The organism is Dyella japonica, assembly GCF_040545895.1.
Classification (GTDB): domain Bacteria; phylum Pseudomonadota; class Gammaproteobacteria; order Xanthomonadales; family Rhodanobacteraceae; genus Dyella; species Dyella japonica_D.
Genome location: NZ_JBEPMU010000002.1, coordinates 661,865 through 679,495, shown reverse-complemented (window position 1 = coordinate 679,495; position 17,631 = coordinate 661,865). Strand labels below are relative to the sequence as shown.

Genomic DNA, 17,631 nt, shown 5'->3' with positions numbered 1-17,631 from the left:
GGTCTCGTTCGCTATGATTGAACACCTTAAGCGGCCGTCATCCCCGCCGGCTCGCCATCGCCATCCGTAGGAGAAACCATGGCCGACCTTAAAGAAGCACGCGTCCCCGATATCGGTAGCGAAAACGTGCCGGTAATCGAAGTGCTGGTGAAACCCGGCGACAAGGTGGCCAAGGAACAAGGGCTGGTCACGCTGGAGTCGGACAAGGCGACCATGGAAGTGCCGGCCCCGTTCGCAGGCACGGTGAAGGAAATCAAGCTGAAGGTGGGTGACGAAGCGTCCGAAGGCACGCTGATCGCCATCATCGAGGTTGAAGGCGAGGCTGCCGCACCCGCTCCCAAGCAGGCTGCCGCTCCGGCCAAGGCCGAAGCCCCCGCCAAGGCTGCACCAGCTGCGCCGGCGCCCGCTCCGGCGCCTGCCGCGGCTCCCGCTGGCGGCGGTGCCGTGCAGGAAGTGAAGGTGCCGGACATTGGCAGCGAAGGTGTGCCGGTCATCGAGATCCTGGTGAAGGTGGGCGACACCATCGCCAAGGACCAGAGCCTGATCACGCTGGAATCGGACAAGGCCACCATGGAAGTGCCGGCCCCGTTCGCGGGCGTGGTGAAGGAACTGAAGGTCAAGCTGGGCGATGAGCTTTCCGAAGGCAGCGTGATCGCGCTGGTGGAAGCCGCCGGTGGCGCGCCCGCCGCCGCTGCGCCGGCTCCCGCTCCCGCGCCGGCCGCCGCCAAGGTTGCAGCACCCACGGTCGAGGAAAAGCCCGAGCCTGTCGGTGGCCGCAGCGTGCTGCCGGGCAATGCGCCCGAGGGCGATGTGGCGCCCACCGCGCGTCCGCCGTTCGACGCCGGCATCATCATGCCGGGCGACGCCCCGTACGCCAGCCCCGCCATCCGCGCCTTCGCGCGTGAGCTGGGTGTGGATGTGCGCCAGGTGAAGGGCACCGGTCGCAGCGGCCGCATCCAGCGCGAAGACGTCACCGGTTACGTCAAGCACGCGCTGGCCTCCGGCGCACGCCCCACCGGTGCACCCGTGGCAACCGGCGGTGGCCTCAACCTGCTGCCGTGGCCGAAGGTCGACTTCAGCAAGTTCGGCGAGATCGAAGAGAAGCCGCTGTCGCGCATCCAGAAGATCTCGGGTGCCAACCTCGCGCGCAACTGGGCGATGATCCCGCACGTCACCCAGCACGAAGACGCCGACATCACCGAGCTGGAAGCCTTCCGCAAGAAGCTCGGCGAAGAGAACAAGGATCTCAAGATCACCCCGCTGGTGTTCCAGATCAAGGCGGTGGTCGCAGCGCTGAAGAAATTCCCGCAGTTCAACTCGTCGCTGGACGTCACCGGCGAGAAGCTGACCCTGAAGAAGTACTTCCACATCGGCATCGCGGTGGACACGCCCGATGGCCTGGTGGTGCCGGTGATCCGCGACTGCGACAAGAAGGGCCTGCTGGATCTGGCCACCGAGCTGGGCGAGATCTCCAAGAAGGCGCGCGACAAGAAGCTCGGCCCGAACGACATGTCGGGTGGCTGCTTCTCCATCTCCTCGCTGGGCGGTATCGGCGGTACTTCGTTCACGCCGATCGTCAACGCACCGGAAGTGGCCATTCTTGGCGTGTCCAAGGCGGCCATGAAGCCGGTGTGGAACGGCAAGGAATTCGCCCCGCGCCTGATCCTGCCGTTGTCGCTGAGCTACGACCACCGCGTGATCGACGGCGCGCTCGCCGCGCGCTTCGCTTCCTTCCTCGCACAGCAGCTGGGCGACATCCGCCGCCTGCTGCTCTGACGCGCTCTTAGCTCCCTCTCCCCAGAAGGGAGAGGGCTGGGGTGAGGGGGCAATCTTGCGTCGGTCCCTCACTGCGTAGCGAAAAGAAATTCAAGGATTCCCCCATGGCAAGCACCATCGAAATCAAAGTCCCCGACATCGGCGGCCACGACAACGTGCCGGTGATCGAGGTGCTGGTGAAGGTTGGCGACACCGTCACCAAGGAACAAAGCCTGATCACGCTCGAGTCGGACAAGGCCACGATGGAAATTCCGTCGAGCGCCGCTGGCGTGATCAAGGAGCTGAAGGTCAAGGTAGGCGACGAAGTGTCCGAAGGCGCGGTAATTGCCGTGCTCGAAGTCGCCGATGGCGCTGCCAAGGCGGAAGCGCCCAAGGCAGCCGCTGCACCGGCGCCGGCTCCCGTTGCTGCACCCGCTCCGGCCGCCGCGCCCGCTGCACCGGTACCGAAGGCCGCTGGCGCTTCGGGCCGTACGCCCGACATCGAGTGCAAGCTCGTCGTGCTCGGCTCCGGCCCGGGTGGCTACACCGCGGCTTTCCGTGCGGCCGATCTCGACGTCGACACCGTGTTGGTCGAACGCTACGCGTCGCTCGGTGGCGTGTGCCTCAACGTGGGCTGCATTCCGTCCAAGGCGCTGCTGCATGCCGCGGCGGTGATCGACGAAGCCGAAGCCATGGCCGCGCACGGCGTTACCTTTGGTGCGCCCAAGCTCGACCTCGACAAGCTGCGCGACTTCAAGACCAAGGTGGTCGGCAAGCTCACCGGCGGTCTGGCCAGCATGGCCAAGCAGCGCAAGGTGCGCACCGTGCAGGGCGTGGGCACCTTCGTGTCGCCCAACGAAATGGAAGTCCAGACGGCTGAAGGCACCAAGCTGCTCCGCTTCGAGAACGCCATCATCGCCGCCGGCTCGCAGGCCGTGCGCCTGCTGGCGTTCCCGTGGGACGACGAGCGCATCATCGACTCCACCGGCGCGCTGGAACTGAAGGACGTGCCGAAAAAGTTGCTGGTGGTCGGCGGCGGCATCATCGGCCTGGAAATGGCGACGGTGTATTCCGCGCTCGGCAGCGAAGTGACCGTCGTCGAATTCATGGATCAGCTGATCCCCGGCGCCGATGCAGATCTCATCAAGCCGCTCGCGCAGCGCCTGGCCAAGAAGCTCAAGGGCGTGCACCTCAAGACCAAGGTGGTGGAAGCCAAGGCCACCAAGAAGGGCATTGAGGTCAGCTACGAAGGCGAGAGCATTCCCGAAACCACCGTGTTCGACCGCGTGCTGGTCGCCGTGGGCCGCTCGCCCAACGGCAACAAGATCGGCGCGGACAAGGCCGGCGTGGCGGTAACCGATCGCGGCTTCATCAACGTCGACACGCAGATGCGCACCAACGTGCCGCACATCTACGCCATCGGCGATCTCGTCGGCCAGCCCATGCTGGCGCACAAGGCCACGCACGAAGCGCGTGTGGCGGCGGAAGTCGTGGCGGGCATGAAGAGCTATTTCGACGCTCGCGTGATTCCGTCGGTCGCCTTCACCGATCCGGAAATTGCTTGGGTCGGCGTGACCGAGCGCGAGGCGAAGGAAAAGGGCCTGAAGATCGGCGTGGGCAAGTTCCCGTGGGCCGCCAGCGGTCGCGCCATCGGCATTGATCGCACCGAAGGCTTCACCAAGTTGATCTTCGACGAGGAAACCCACCGCATCGTGGGCGCCGGCATTGTCGGCCCGCACGCGGGCGACCTGATCAGCGAACTGTGCCTGGCCATCGAGATGGGCGCCGAAGCGGCCGACATCGGCCTCACCATCCATCCGCATCCCACGTTGGGCGAGTCGGTGGGCATGGCCGCTGAAGTCTACGAAGGCACCATTACCGATCTCTACATCCCGAAGAAGAAAAAATAAGCGGGATCATCGAGCGAAAAGAAAAGAGCCCGGGAATTCCGGGCTCTTTTTTTGCCGAGATCAGTTCGATTCGGTGAACTGGATGGACGGCGTGGAGCCGCCGGACGTCGAACATGCGCCGAGGTTGAGGTTGTTGCTCTCGCCGGTGGAGCCGGAGTTGGCAACGCACGACGGGGCGCTGGTGGAGCCGTTGTTCACGGCGAGCTTCACGGTGATGGACGAGCCACTGTTGAACTGCGCTTCCGAACCGCCCGCATTGCCGACCACGTTGAACTCGCCGACTTTCCACACCGACGCCAGCAACAGCACGCTGTCCTTGCCGCTGGAGCTGTAGGCCTTGGTGCCGTTGGTGAACACCACAGTGTCGTTGCCGCCCGAGGTGACGGTGCCGGTAAGCTTTACGTTGGCCAGCTGCGTGGCGGCTACGTCCGGCGCGGTGGCGGCGGCGCTGTTCTTGTAGCAATCGCCTTCACCGTCGCTGCCGAAGCCGCTCGGGCAACGCGAGCTGCCCCAGCCGATCAGCCAGTACTGCATGAAGACGGCCGCGGAGCCTTGCACCTCGTAGTCGGGCGCATAGACGAACTGCTGCCACACCGTGCAACCCGAGTGGCTCTTACAGACCGACGTGGTGTCGTCAAAGCTCGAATTGATCTGCAGCGAGTACTCGTTCGGGCCGAGAATGCCACCGCCGCCGTAAGCCGCTACGCCGACGCCCTTCTCGGACGTCACGCCCGTCACCGACGGGAAGGTGCCCACGGCCTGGGTGATGAGGCTGCTGCTCTGCAGCGTGTAGTCGTTGCCGTTGCCGGCGGTTTGCGCGGCGCCGCTGTTGAACAGCTTGAAGCGCGGCACCGGCGCCACGCGCGGCACCAATTCATGGCAAGCCGACTGATGCCAGATGACGCTGGGATAGGTCGCTTCGAAACAGCCTTCGGCTGGCGTGGCGATGTGCGCCATGCTCTCGCGCCAACTGGCCTGAGCTTGTTCTTCCAGCGAACCGATACGGTTTGCGGTCTGGGCGGAAACCACGGCAGGAATACAGGCGGCGGCGATCAGGCCTGCGAGAAGCGCAATCTTGGTTTGTGCACGCATTGAATTTTCTCCCTGGTACGCGAATAGCTGTGGATGTCGGCCCCGGGGAATTCCGGTGGCCGATGACAGGCAACAACTAACCCTCACGCCGGCAACGGAGCGTTGCGGCGCCTTCTCTTGCGGTTGCGTTGATCCTTCCGGGCGGAAGGAGTTGGAGCGATCACGTTTCGATCACGAACACTCGAAAACCCGATGACGGCGAGTGCTCTGCCCGGTTTGGTAACGCATAAAAATCGCGGTTGCAAATCGAAAAAAAGTGCGTTGTTCGCTGTAAGCAATTCGACAGCGAGCGTTGCATCGATCAAAGCGATGCGAGCTGTTGAGAACTAAGAAGTTATTCTTTGCAGGTTGCGTGCACGCAGTGAATCCGATTTCCGAGTCGTCGCAAAATTGCACGAGCACCATTTCGTCCTCATGATGCATGGAAAACATGCTTAAGCACGCATCGCACATGCAGCAAAAAAGCGCTTAAAACAAGCCATTTTTGTGAGGCGATCGGTTTCTGTGATGTGTTCCGCACTTTGCGCGGATCATCGATTGGTGTTGTGATCGATGCGTGAAGTCTTTCGACGCCGGACGTTTGGCGCGCGCGGCTGCGCGACATGGTCTGCCTGTGTGGTCGCCATATCGCCATGCTGCGTTGCATATGCGCTGCGATCTGGCGATCGCGGCACGCCGCTTTTCCTGCGAGTCCGGCCCCCGCATGAAGTAGGGAAGCGCGAGCCATCGCCTCCCATCGAAGCGGATCAATGTTCGGCTTTGGCCAATGCCTTTTTGAGCGGCGTGGATGCGTCCATCAGATAAGCGATGGTTTCCTTCGAGCTGTTGATCATCTGCTGCGACACGCTGAGAAATTCCACCGGGTCGACGTCCTTGCCGAGGCTGATGCGCGTCTGCAGGTCGACCATGCGCGGGGCATCGAGTGCAACGGTGGCGTTGTGCGTGGTCCAACTGGCGGCGTCGCGCACTGCCGCATAAGCGGCCGTGTACCGGTGCAGGCGCTCGACATCGATCCACGTGGCGGACTGGTTGGCAACGGCCACGTCCCAGGCCTGCGTGTTGAATGCTGGCCAGTTGATGCTGAGCCGGAAACCACCGCTCAGCTGGCGGATGTGCTTGTTGATCTCGGCGTCGGGCAGGCCCTTCTGCACGTCATCGTTGATGGCCTTGTCCATCGCCACCAACGGCGCGAGCTTGTTCTCGTCGGTCTGGATGGCTGCCTGGATGTCGCGCAGCATGGTGTCGAGCTCCGAGTCGATCTGCGTGCTCGCATACTCGGCGGCGTGCCGATGGTGCGCGTTCTCGATCCACTGTTCCAGACCGAGCGCGGTGAGGATGCTGAGGACGATCATCAGGTAGTGCTGCAGGAATTCGCGCAGCGAATGCATCTTCACTTTGGGCACTTCGAAATGCATGTTGAAATCATCCATTGCAAGCATGTAGACGCGCGGCGCAGCGGGCACGCCGCATTCAAGGTGTGATGCTGTAGCCCAGCCTTTCCATCATGGGCTGCAGAATGGGCAATACGGGTTCGAAGTGTTCGCGATAGGCATGCCAGCGGTTCACTGCCTTGCGATGAATGCCTTCCGTGACCTGTGCGTAGCTCGGCGTGCTGATGTAGCCCTTGCTCCGGGCGTGCTCGGCAAAGCGAGCCATGGGCGAGGCATCTTCCACATCGAGAAACTGACCCAGGCGCACGACGTGTTCATCGAAGCGGCTCACGACTGACTCGTAGCGCCATTCCAACACGCGTGGCGCGAAGATCTCGACATGGCGAAACCATTGCTCGAAAGCATCGACATAGCCCTTCGCCAGTCGCTGCAACGACGAACACAACACCATGAACGCGGGTGAGCGAAAGGGCTGCATGTAGCAACTCAGCAGCACGTCGCAGGGGTGGCGAAGGCACAGAACAATGCGAGCCTCGGGGAACAATCGCATGATCATCGGGAGGCACAGCATGTTGAGCGGATTCTTGTCGACCAGCTGCCGCTCTCCCAGGTCTGGCACGACTCGCCGCACCACGTCGGCATAGATGCTGCGGAGCTGATCCACGTTGGCCTGCGTCAGCGTGGCGAGGTCCGCCGGATACGACTGCCCGGCAAGCTGCATGCGCTTGATCAGTTCGTAGATGAAGGCGCGCTCATCCATCGAGCGAAAGTGAGGATGCGCGTCGAGCATCTGCTCAAGCAGCGTGGTGCCCGAGCGTGGAAAGCCCACCACGAACACCGGGCTCGCATCGCTGCGCAGCGCGTGCAGCGATGACCAGCGATCGTGTTCCAGGCGGCTGACGGTGTGTTCCGCCATGTCCAGAGGCTGGCTGCCTTCGAGGAGAAGTTCGGGAACGAAATCGCTGGCGAAGCGCAGTTGCGCTGCATGTGCCTCATGCAGCACCTGCCACGCTTCGTCATGTCGGCCCTGCTTGTCGCGTATCCCGGCAAGGCTGAAGGCGGCATTGGCCTGCAGATGGGCGTCGCTGCGTTCGTGCTGCAACTGGTGGAACAGCTGGGCCGCGTGATCGCGTTCGCCTTGGCGGGACGCCACGCTTGCATGCACCTGGATGCCGGCATGGCGCAGTTCCCACTCGCTGGTTGGTAAGGCGGTCAACATGCTCAGTGGCAACTGGGTCAACTCAGCGCGGGCCTCGTCCAGCCGATTGCTGCGTTCGTGCATGGAGGCGCGTAGCGCTGTGATGCGTCGATCCAGCGAGACCCGTTCCGGACCATTGGGCAGGATGGCCTGGGCGAGCGTGCGGAATGCCGTGTCCTGGTAGCCCAGGCTCGACAGGATGGTGGCGAGAATCAACGCTTGGTCGGCCGCCTGCGGCGGCCACGCGTCGGCGCCTTCCAGCATGACCTCTGCGCCCCGTGTGTCACCGCAGAAATGGCAGGCGTAGGCCGCCTGAAGGCGTGCCTCGATGAAGCCGGGTGCAAGGCTTACCGACTCCAGCAGAGTTTCGCGTGCGATCAGCCAGCGCTGTTGCTGCGCGTAGAGCAGCCCGAGGTTGTAATGCACCTCCGGTTCGCGCGGTGCCAGTTCAATGGCCTTGCGCAGCGCCTGTTCGGCAAGGTGCTCGTCCGCTGCCTGCCGGGCGACGATGCCGAGGTTGTTCCAGTATTCGGAGACGTCCGGGCGACGCCGGGTTAGTTCGCGGCAAGCCATGAGGGCGTCATCGACATGCCCCGTGGCCTGTTGCGCGGCACTGAGCAGAAGCAGGACGGTGTCATCGACCGAAGAGAGTTCGCCGGCAGCCTGGCCCAAGGCGAGTACGCGCGGCATGTCGCCGGCGTTGTAAGCGACAAGCATGCTTGCCGCCAGTGGTGAAGGCGATGAGTGTGTAGACGTGCTCATCGCCTGATCTTAACAGCGGTGTGGCCGCAGCAAGTGCTGCGGCCACACGTCTTTCTTCGCTTAGAACTTCACTGTAGCGCGTGCCCAGTAGTAGCGGCCCAGCACGTCATACGTTGCCGTATCGACGTTGTAGTTCAGGCCGTTCTGGTACACCAGCGGCGGGATGCGGCCACTGAGGTTGTCGATGCCCAGGTCGAACTTCGTGTGGATGGTCGGCCACTCGTAGCCCACCTGGATGTTGTGGTACGTGATCCCACCCATCGGCATGGCCACGGCCTGTCCGGTATCGGCGTAGGAAGTGAGGTTCTTCAGGTGGTTGATGTAGCGGCTCTGCCACTGGGCGCTCCAGTTGCCCAGTGCCCAGTTCAGAGTCAGCGCACCGCGCCAGCGGCTGATGTTGCCGAATTGCTGGGTGTAGGTGCCCGCATAGTTGATCGTCTCGGCACCCGGTGCGCCCGGCGTGGCGTCATTCTTGAACGTATCGATATACGTACCACTGAGCGACGTCTTGAAGTTGCCGGGGTTGATGCTGCCCACGTCGAAGTGCGGGATGGCGTAGTTCAACGTGAAGTCGACGCCGCTGGTGCTGAGGTTGCCCAGGTTGACGTATGGCGTGTTGACGTAGTTGATGCCACCCGGGATCGAGGTGGCGGCGCCGTAGCGGTTGATGAAGGGGCAGTACGGGCTGCCGTTGTCGGCGTAGCACTCATTCAGCACGGTCTGTGCCTGAATGATGGTCAGCATGTCCTTGAGCGTGATGCGCCACAGGTCCACCGTGCCCGACGCGCCTTCCAGCCAGCTCGGCGAATAGACGAAGCCCAGGTCATAGGACTTGCCCTTCTCCGGCTTCAGCGTGCTGCCCACCGTCGCCGCACCCGAGTAGTGACCCGCGATCTGCGTGTTGAGCGTGCTGGTGTAGTTGGTGTTGGGCGGCATGAACTGACAGGCTGCCGCGTGCTGCTGCAGCTGGGCCGCCGTCAGGTTGTAGCACGGGTCGTTGACCGTCGGGTTGGTGATGGTCTGACCGTCATACAGTTCGTCCAGGTTCGGCGCACGGAACACCTGCGAAACGGTGCCGCGGACGAGCAGGTCCTGGATCGGGCGATATTCCACCGCGAACTTGCCGTTGGTGGTGGTGCCCGTGGTGCTGTAGTTGGACGTGCGCACACCAAGGTCCACGTTCAACGAGTACGCCCAGGGCTGTTCGGAGAGCAGCGGGATCAGCGTTTCGGCGTAGATTTCCTTCACGTTGATGCTGCCGCTGGCCGGGGAGCCGCAGGCTTCCTGCAACACCACGCACGTGCCCTTTGAAACGTCGAGCAAGGCATCGCTGGTGACGGTGTAATCCATCGTGTTCTTGCGATACAGCACGCCGGTGGACAGCTGCATGGTGCCGGCCGGCAGATCCCACAGGCCGCCCGAGGCGTTGGCCTGCACCTGCTTCATGGTCTGCGTCATCGCGTAGACCGGGTTGCTAACGCCCTTGGCAAGCTGCGCGCTCACCGCAGGGTCGGCCTGATCGAAGATATTGGCGCCGGCGTCGATCGCCGCCTGCAGCGCGGGGATATTCACCTCGTTGAAGTTGGTCTGCACGCGATGCGTGCGGCCGTAGTCGACGCTGGCGTCCCAGATCCAGGAGTTGCTGCCGCCGAAGTCGCCACGCAGACCGGCATTGACCTGCGCATTGTCGGTGCTGAAGGTGTGCACGCGAGCGCCCACGCCGGTGAGGCGCGTGCTGATCAGGTTGTTGCCGGGAACCGCCGGATCACCGAACGGCACGCCGAACGGGTTGTTCGGATTGTTCGCGGCCACGGACCAGCCGTCGCTGCCGCTCGTGGGTGCGGGCGCGTCCTGGCCCGACGAATGCGTGTGGTTATAGAACGCATCGCCGAAGAAGGTGACGTGATCGTTGATCTTGTAATTGCCGAGCACGAACAGATTGGTGCGCTCGGACTGGGTCTGGATGTAGTTGTACGCGTTGTAGTTGTAGACGTCGCTGGCGTTGTTGAAGCAGCGGTAGTCACTGGGGCTGCTGCCGTTGCCGCTGGCCAGCGTGAGCAGGCCGGAGGTGCAACCTGCAGGCAGATTGGGGTTGCCGGCAGGCAGCTGGAACTTGCCGGTGGGAACCGTGTGCGAGCCGGAGATCTGCGGGCCAGAGCTGTACAGCGACAGCTGGTGCGCCGAGAAGCTGCGGCGCGTGGCGATCACCGGATCCTGCTTGTTGTAGTCGATGCCGGCCACGATGTTGCCTTGGTCACCGGTGGCGCCCACGGTGAACTGGCCACCATGACGCTGGCCGTCGCCGTGCGAGGAAATACCATCGTTGACGCTCAGCTCGGCGCCCTTGTAGTCCTTGCGCAGGATGAAGTTCACCACGCCGCCGACCGCATCCGAGCCATAGACCGTGGAGGCACCGTTGGCCAGCACGTCCACGCGCTCGATCATGTTCTGCGGAATCATGTTGAGGTCGGGGTTGGCCAGGCGCTGGCCGTCGATCAGCACCAGGGTGCGATCGGTACCCAGGCCGCGCAGCGATACGCGTGCTGCGCCGTCGCCGCCTTCCAGCGTCGGGCTGGCCACGCCGCCGCCGTTGCTGTTGTTCTGCGTATTGGTTGCGTTGCCCGAAACGCTGGGCAGCTGCTGGATCACGTTACCCAGGGTGGGCGAGCCGTTATTGGTGATGGCCGAGCGATCGATGGTCACCACCGGGTTGGCGGTTTCCGCGTCGACGCGGCGAATCAGCGAGCCGGTCACCGACACGGCGGTAAGCGTCTTGGCCGTGGCCTTGGTCGCTGACTGGTCGGTGGTGCCCTGACTCTGTGCGTTCGTTTGAGCTTGGTCGCTCGATGCGTCCTTGTTGGCGACGTCCTCGGCCTGGGCCATCACGGCCGTTGAAGCGATACCCACAGAAAGCGCCAAACGTACCGCTATCGATAGACGATTGTAATTGGACTGCATGGTTGTCTCCCCGAATTCGTAGGCAAAAGAGTCCCCGCTATAGGCGCCTAGACGTCTACAGGTGTTGCACCGCTTGATGGGTTCCCCGAGTCCACTCTTTCAGGAAATTGAGATCGAGACAAGGGCTCTTTAACAATTCTTTCGACCTAGGTTTACTTCTTCATCTGGTTTCAATTGAAACCAAGTTTCCCAAAGAGATCGCTTTGCGCCGCAAAACTGTCGGCTTCGACGAAGCCCGCCAGCCCGACGCCTACCAGGCGATAGCGGGTTTCCGCCAGCCTTTCCACGCGGTTGCGCAGGGCGCAGGCGATGTCGGCGAGCTCGCTGGCCGAGTCCGGGCGTGAAGAAGGGGTGAGGCTACGCGTCAGCGTGTGGAAGTCCGAGGTCTTGAGTTTGAGCACCACCGTGCGCGCCACGCGCGCGTGATCACCGGAAGCCTCACGCTCGTGCGCGGCCCAGGCTTTCTCGGCGAGCCGCCGTATATGCGGCGCGATCTCGTCCAGCGTCAGGTCGTGCTCGAAGGTGTCTTCGGCCGATACCTGCAGGGTGGGGCGGTCGGGTTGCACGGGGTGGTCGTCGATGCCAAGAGAGAGCTCGTGCAGGCGCCGTCCCCAGCGGCCGAAGCGCTGTTCCAGTTCGCGTGCCTCGCGCAGCCGCAGGTCGCCCACGGTGGCGATGCCGAGCTCGGTGAGCTTTGCCTCCATTACCTTGCCCACGCCAGGCAGGCGTCCCACGGGCAGCGGTGCGAGGAAGGCTTCCACCTGATGCGGACGGACCACGAAGATGCCGTCGGGCTTGCGCCAATCTGACGCTATCTTGGCGAGAAACTTGTTGGGCGCCACGCCGGCCGAGGCGGTGAGCTGGGTCTCTTCCCGAATCGCGGCCCGGATGGCTTCCGCGGTGGCGGTTGCCGACGGCAGCTGCGTGTGGGTGGTGGTGACGTCCAGGTAGGCCTCGTCCAGCGACAGCGGCTCGATCAGATCGGTGTGCCGCGCGAAGATCTCACGCACCTGCCGCGACACCGCCTTGTAGCGGGTGAAATCGGGCGGCACGAAGATCGCCTGCGGACACAGCCGTTCCGCGCGCACTGCCGGCATCGCCGAGCGCACGCCGAACTTGCGTGCCTCATAGCTCGCCGCGCACACCACCGAGCGCGCACCGCGCCACGCCACCACCACGGGCTTGCCACGCAACGACGGATCGTCGCGCTGCTCCACCGACGCATAGAACGCGTCCATGTCCACGTGGATGATCTTGCGGGGTGGCGGCACAGCGGCGAGCAAGGAAGAAGGGGCGCACAGTCAAGCACGAAACGCGCTGTCGTGCGCGATGTTGGCTGGTGCCTCGCATCGAGCGCCGGTCGCGCGCCTGCGCGCGACCGGCTTTGCCTCAGTGTTCGAGTGCCTGCAGGCTTTCCTCGATGCGCTCTTCCTCGAACTCCACGAAACGGTTGAGTTCGAACGTGTCCAGGCGAAAACGCTGGGCTGCGGTGAAGAAAGCCATCAGCGACAGGATGCGTTGCGGGTTGCGCGCCCACGGCGGCACGTAGACCGCGCGCGCGATCAGCCCGTCGTGCAGATAGGGGCTCAGCGTGATCACGTCGGAAGTAGTGACGCGTCCGGCGAACAGCATGGGCAGCATTTCCGCGTGGCCGGCCTGCAGCACCTTGCGGATGAACACGTAGATGATCATCACGCCTTCGAGATACGCGCCGTCCTTGGTGAAGCAGATGCGGCCCTTCGGATCGCCGCCACGGAAGATGCGCGCAGCACTCTGGTAACTCTCGGTGGGCGATTGTCCGGCATCGAGGAAGCCTCGGAACACCTCGATGAAGTCGGCCCCATCCAGTGCGTTCTTCACCGCGATCACGCGCAAGGCGATGCGTCGCAGCCGGTTCAGGTCGATGGCGCCGGTGATGATCTCCGAGAACGTAGCCAGCCCCTCCTGCGTGCGCGTGGTGCGCGGCGCGCCCAGGCCCAGCGACTTGAAATACGGCTGATGCTTGCCATTGAGCAGCGTGGCGGTGTGCACGAATGCCTCATGCTCGGTGAGCTGCTCCAGGTCGAGCGCGGAAAACAGCGCCGTCGAGCGCAGGTTGATGCTCTTGCTGCCGGCAGTGGCCTTCGAGGGAAGATCCGGATCGAGCACCACGTCGACCTTGTCCTTGTCGAAGAACGGGCCGAGCCGCTCGCGCAGGCGCCGGGCGAATTCCTCGGCGGGAATGTCGGCCACGACACGCGGGATCTCTTCGCGGCTGATCAAATCATCGCTGATGGTGAGCAGATCGTTCGCGGCATCGACGGCATTGGAGGTCTGGCTGCGATACGTCATGTCGGGTCGGCCATAGAGCGCCGTGGAGCATTCCGTGAAGCGCGCGGTGCCGATGCTCATCAGCATCTGCGCCGCCGTGCGATAACTCCACGCCGTCTTGAACATCCAGTTGCCGATGGGATGCCCGCGATCGAGCTTGTCCATGATGGCCTTGAGCGCTGCCATCTCGCTGCTGAGATCCGGGTGGCGCACCGGTGGTTGCGGCAAGACGGGATTGCCCTTCTCCCAGGAGGCCATGAAGGGCGCTTCCAACGATTGCGGCCAGTCGATGGCCTTGAGTACGCGGATCTTCTTGCCGACCGCGAGCAGTGCGCGGTCGCATTCCAGCAAGGGGCCAAGGGTCTTGTCGTCCCCGGGATGAAGGGCGCTAGCGACAGTGCTCATAACGTCTCCTCCGGTTTGGCCGGGCGTGCGGCCTGCGTGCAGCGACGGAACGAATACTCTGCCCGCACGGCCGTGACGTCGCGGCGAAGACCTGCCCACATGGCGCAAAAAATGGCCTTGTTCCAGCAGGTTGCAGCGGGATGTCGAAGAGTGGGGCGCAGTCCGCTATCGTCCGTGATTCGTATCTGACGCGTAGGAAGCCGTGCCGCCCCATGACCGCTGAGACTTCTTCCGCGTATCTGCGCCGCCTGGGCACCTGGGACGCCGCGGCCATCGTCATCGGCGGCGTGATTGGCGCCGGTATTTTCCGCAGTGCATCCACGGTGGCCGAGCGCACCTCGTCGGGCGCGCAATTGCTTACGCTGTGGGCCATCGGCGGCCTGCTCACGCTGGCGGGCGTGCTCTGTTACGCGGAACTGGGTGCGCGCCGGCCGCAGGCAGGCGGTGTCTACATCTATTTGCGCGAGGCCTATGGCCAGCTGCCGGCCTTCCTGTTCGGCTGGACCATGGCGCTGATCAACTACCCCGGCAGCGTCGCGGCCGTGGCCACCACCTTCGCCGACTATACGTGCGCGGCGATCGGGCTTTCGCCGCAGATGTGGGTGAAGCCGGTGGCGGCGGGCGCCATCGCGTTCATCGTGGGCGTCAATTTCTTCGGCATCCGCGCGGGCTCGCGCATGTTGAATGTGTTCACGCTGTTGAAGCTGTCGGCCATCGCGCTGGTGGTGGTCGCTGGCGTGATCCTCGCGCATGGGCAGTTCGGCAGCGTGCTGGCCGCCGATGCGACGCACAACGTGCCTTCCAGCGCGATTCTCGGGGCGCTACTCCCGGTGTTGTTCACCTATGGCGGATTTCACTACCTCAACGATCTGGCCGGCGAAGTGCGCGATCCTCAGCGGACCTTGCCGCGCGCCCTGGGTCTGGGTCTGGGCGGCGTGGTGATCTGCTATGTGCTGGTCAACTTCGCTTATCTCTCGGGTCTGGGACATGACGGACTGGCGGCGAGTCGCGCGCCCGCGGCCGACCTGATGCGCCGCCTGTTCGGCGAAGGTGGCGCCACCTTGATTGCGGTAGGCATCGCGTGTTCCACCTTCGGCTATTGCAGCATCGCCATCGCGGGAGGCGCCCGCGTGCTGCAGACCATGGGCGCGGATGGCATGTTGTTCAGCGCGGTGGGACGCATCCATCCGACGTCCCATGCGCCACGCGTGGCCTTGGGCGTATTGGGCGGATGGGCCATCGTGCTGGTGCTGTGGGGCAACTTCAATTGGCTGGTGGATTACACGACGGTCGGTGAGTGGTTGTCGCACGCGTTCGGCATCGCCACGCTGTTCTGGTATCGCAGCCACTTCCGCAACGAGCCGTCGCCGTATCGCGTGCCGCTTTATCCGCTGTTGCCCTTGCTGTTCGTCAGCACGGTGTTGGGCGTGATCATCGTCACATCCATCAGTCAGCCCGAAGATGCGGGCAAGAGTCTGCTGCTGATCGCGGCCGGCGCGCCGGTCTACTACATCTGGCGCTGGTGGCAGAGGAGATCGGCATGAACGCGCCAGTGCAAAAAGATGCGCCGGCCCAGCAAGGCGGCCTTCAGACGCTGCAGGCATACTGCCGCCACTTCCCCGCGCCGAGCCGCCGATGAACCGGATCGCTCCCCTTGCCATCGCCTGCCTGCTGGCGCTTGCCGGTTGCCACAAGGCCAGCGACACCGATCGGGCCGATCTCAGTCATGCGGCCGCGAGTCCAGCGCCCGCCGTGAGCGCGCCCGCCGCGCCCGCACCGCAGAAGCCGCAGACCACGCTCGATCACGTCGTGCTCGACGGCAAGCCGGTGACGGTGGAAGGCATGTCGTTGCAGCGTTACGTGTTCCAGCCGGCGCCGCAGCCGCAGGTCACGGTGATGCTGGACAAGGGCGACTGGTCGAAGGAGGGCTCGCTGCGCGTGGACGTGCAGAACGCGATGCAGTGGGCGGTGACGCTGACGGTCGATGTCGATGGCGTGAAGGAGGGCGACCACCTGCACGCCACGGTCGGCATTCCCGCCGGCCCGCCGCAGACCCTGGTGATCCCGCTGCACGCCACCTCGCCGCGCGCGATGGGCATGCAGGCCGGGCCGCCGATGCCTTATCTGTCCGGCGGCAAGCGCGTTTTCGTGGCGACCACGGTGGAGGGCTCGCTCGATCTTGCGCACGTGAAGGCAGTGCGTCTTGGCACGCCCGCGCCCACGGCGGCGCAGACGCTGCTGTTTGGCAAGCTCGATACCTCGCGCGGCGATCACGACCTGCGTGATGCCTACACCGGCATCGTCGATGCGTGGGGCCAGTACACGCGTGGCCAATGGCAGGGAAAGATCGATACGGACGAGGCCTTGCGCGGCGGTCGCCCCAAGACCAAGCCAGGCGTGACCGCCGATGCACCGGTGGCGCGCAAGGGTTTCGATCGCTACGGCGGCCGCACCGACGTGCCTGCGTTCAAGGCCACCGGCTGGTTCCACACCGAACAGCGCAACGGCCGTTGGCAGCTGGTGACGCCGGACGGGCACGCCTTCTTCTCGCTGGGCGTGAATGTGGTCGATGACGACGGCGGCCGCACGTACATCGATGGTCGCGAGTTCATGTTCAGGGATCTACCGCGCGACAGCGGCCGCTGGACGCCGTTCTACGGCACCACCGGCAAATCGACCGGTGACCAGACGGCATCGGCCGGCATCGCCTATCACCAGGGCAAGTGGTTCGATTACTACTCGGCCAACCTATTCCTCGCCGATGGTCGCCATTGGCGACAGGCATGGCGCACGCGCACCATCGAGCGACTCGACAACTGGGGTTTCAACACGCTGGGCAACTGGAGCGACGATGCACTCAGCCAAATGCATCGCATGGCGTATACGCGTTCGGTGAATATTGCCGGCGTGTTCGGCAATGTTTCCAGCGGCATCGACTACTGGGGCCGCATGCCCGATCCGTTCGATCCGCGTTTTGCGCAAGCGGCCGACGCCGCTGCTGCGCAAGCCGCGAAAGAGGTGCGCGACGATCCGTGGATGCTTGGCTATTTCGCCGACAACGAACTGGCGTGGGCCGGCCAGGGTCCGCAGGGCCGCTGGGGGCTCGCGCAGGGCACCTTGCGCGGCGAAGCACGCAGCCCGGCCAAGCAGGCCTTCATCGCCGAGTTGAAGAAGAAATACGGCACGCCCGCGAAACTGGCGGCCGCGTGGGGCATCTCGCTGGATGCGTGGGACGCGCTGGATGCCACCAACTTCGCCGCGCCCAATCCCGACGAGGCACATCCCGCCATCGCGGATGACTACAGTGCCTGGCTGCGCGCGTATGCGGACCAATATTTCCGCACTGTCGCGCAGGCCATCCACAAGCACGACGTGCATCACCTGTTCCTCGGCGGGCGCTTTGCCGTGCATACGCCCGAAGCGGTGGCGTCATGCGCGCAGTTCTGCGACGTGGTGAGCTTCAACGCTTATGCCGATGTCCCCGAGCACGCCTTCGATGCCGCCGCTTTCGCCAAGCTCGACAAGCCGGCGCTGATCACCGAATTCCATTTCGGCTCCGATGATCGCGGCCCGTTCGGCAAGGGCGTGGTGCCGGTGTGGAACGAGCAGCAGCGTGGCGAGGCGTATGCGCACTACGTGGCCGATGCGGTGGCCAATCCGGCCATCGTCGGCGTGCACTGGTTCCAGTATGTGGATCAGCCGGTGACGGGGCGACTGCTCGATGGCGAGAACGCGCACATTGGCCTGGTGGCGATCACCGATCGGCCATTCACGCATTTCATCGATGCGGTGCGCGAGGCAAATCGCAAGACGGGTTATTGAGCAGCCCGTGCAGGAGCGCACGAATGCG

The 17,631-nt window shown here is 64.1% G+C and carries 10 protein-coding genes; 4 read left to right on the top strand and 6 right to left on the bottom strand.

Annotated features, from left to right (window positions below):
* The first annotated feature begins 78 nt into the window (after positions 1 to 78).
* Positions 79 to 1,776 carry a dihydrolipoyllysine-residue acetyltransferase gene (gene aceF, locus ABIC75_RS09680; protein ID WP_354013615.1) on the top strand — a complete coding sequence of 566 codons (1,698 nt, stop codon included), beginning with the start codon at positions 79 to 81 and terminating at the stop codon, positions 1,774 to 1,776.
* A gap of 104 nt (positions 1,777 to 1,880) precedes the next feature.
* Positions 1,881 to 3,665 (top strand): dihydrolipoyl dehydrogenase, encoded by a 1,785-nt coding sequence (gene lpdA / locus ABIC75_RS09675; RefSeq protein ID WP_354013614.1) that lies wholly within the window; start codon positions 1,881 to 1,883, stop codon positions 3,663 to 3,665.
* 60 nt (positions 3,666 to 3,725) lie between these two features.
* Here the strand turns inward: lpdA and ABIC75_RS09670 are convergent, their stop codons facing one another.
* The 6 genes from ABIC75_RS09670 to ABIC75_RS09645 form a co-directional block, all read right to left on the bottom strand.
* Complete coding sequence (locus tag ABIC75_RS09670; protein ID WP_354013613.1) at positions 3,726 to 4,757, bottom strand: hypothetical protein; 1,032 nt, start codon at positions 4,755 to 4,757, stop codon at positions 3,726 to 3,728.
* A 746-nt stretch (positions 4,758 to 5,503) separates the two neighbouring features.
* Positions 5,504 to 6,220, bottom strand: a complete 717-nt coding sequence (locus ABIC75_RS09665) for a hypothetical protein (RefSeq protein ID WP_354013612.1) — start codon at positions 6,218 to 6,220, stop codon at positions 5,504 to 5,506.
* A gap of 7 nt (positions 6,221 to 6,227) precedes the next feature.
* Positions 6,228 to 8,063: a tetratricopeptide repeat-containing sulfotransferase family protein gene (locus ABIC75_RS09660; RefSeq protein ID WP_354013611.1), complete on the bottom strand. Its 1,836-nt coding sequence runs from the start codon at positions 8,061 to 8,063 to the stop codon at positions 6,228 to 6,230.
* A gap of 105 nt (positions 8,064 to 8,168) precedes the next feature.
* Positions 8,169 to 11,066: a TonB-dependent receptor domain-containing protein gene (locus ABIC75_RS09655; RefSeq protein WP_354013610.1), complete on the bottom strand. Its 2,898-nt coding sequence runs from the start codon at positions 11,064 to 11,066 to the stop codon at positions 8,169 to 8,171.
* A 170-nt stretch (positions 11,067 to 11,236) separates the two neighbouring features.
* Positions 11,237 to 12,337, bottom strand: coding sequence for a DNA polymerase IV (gene dinB, locus ABIC75_RS09650; protein WP_354013609.1), 1,101 nt, complete (start codon positions 12,335 to 12,337; stop codon positions 11,237 to 11,239).
* Positions 12,338 to 12,455: 118 nt separating this feature from the next.
* A complete protein-coding gene (locus ABIC75_RS09645) occupies positions 12,456 to 13,781 on the bottom strand; it encodes a flavohemoglobin expression-modulating QEGLA motif protein (protein ID WP_354013608.1) in 1,326 nt (441 codons plus the stop codon).
* A 212-nt stretch (positions 13,782 to 13,993) separates the two neighbouring features.
* Here ABIC75_RS09645 and ABIC75_RS09640 point away from each other — a divergent pair, with 212 nt between their 5' ends.
* Together ABIC75_RS09640 and ABIC75_RS09635 are read left to right on the top strand one after the other, a co-directional pair.
* On the top strand, positions 13,994 to 15,325 hold the full coding sequence (locus tag ABIC75_RS09640) for an APC family permease (RefSeq protein ID WP_354013607.1): 1,332 nt from the start codon (positions 13,994 to 13,996) through the stop codon (positions 15,323 to 15,325).
* 91 nt (positions 15,326 to 15,416) lie between these two features.
* Positions 15,417 to 17,603, top strand: coding sequence for a beta-agarase (locus ABIC75_RS09635; RefSeq protein ID WP_354013606.1), 2,187 nt, complete (start codon positions 15,417 to 15,419; stop codon positions 17,601 to 17,603).
* The last annotated feature ends 28 nt before the right edge of the window (positions 17,604 to 17,631 follow it).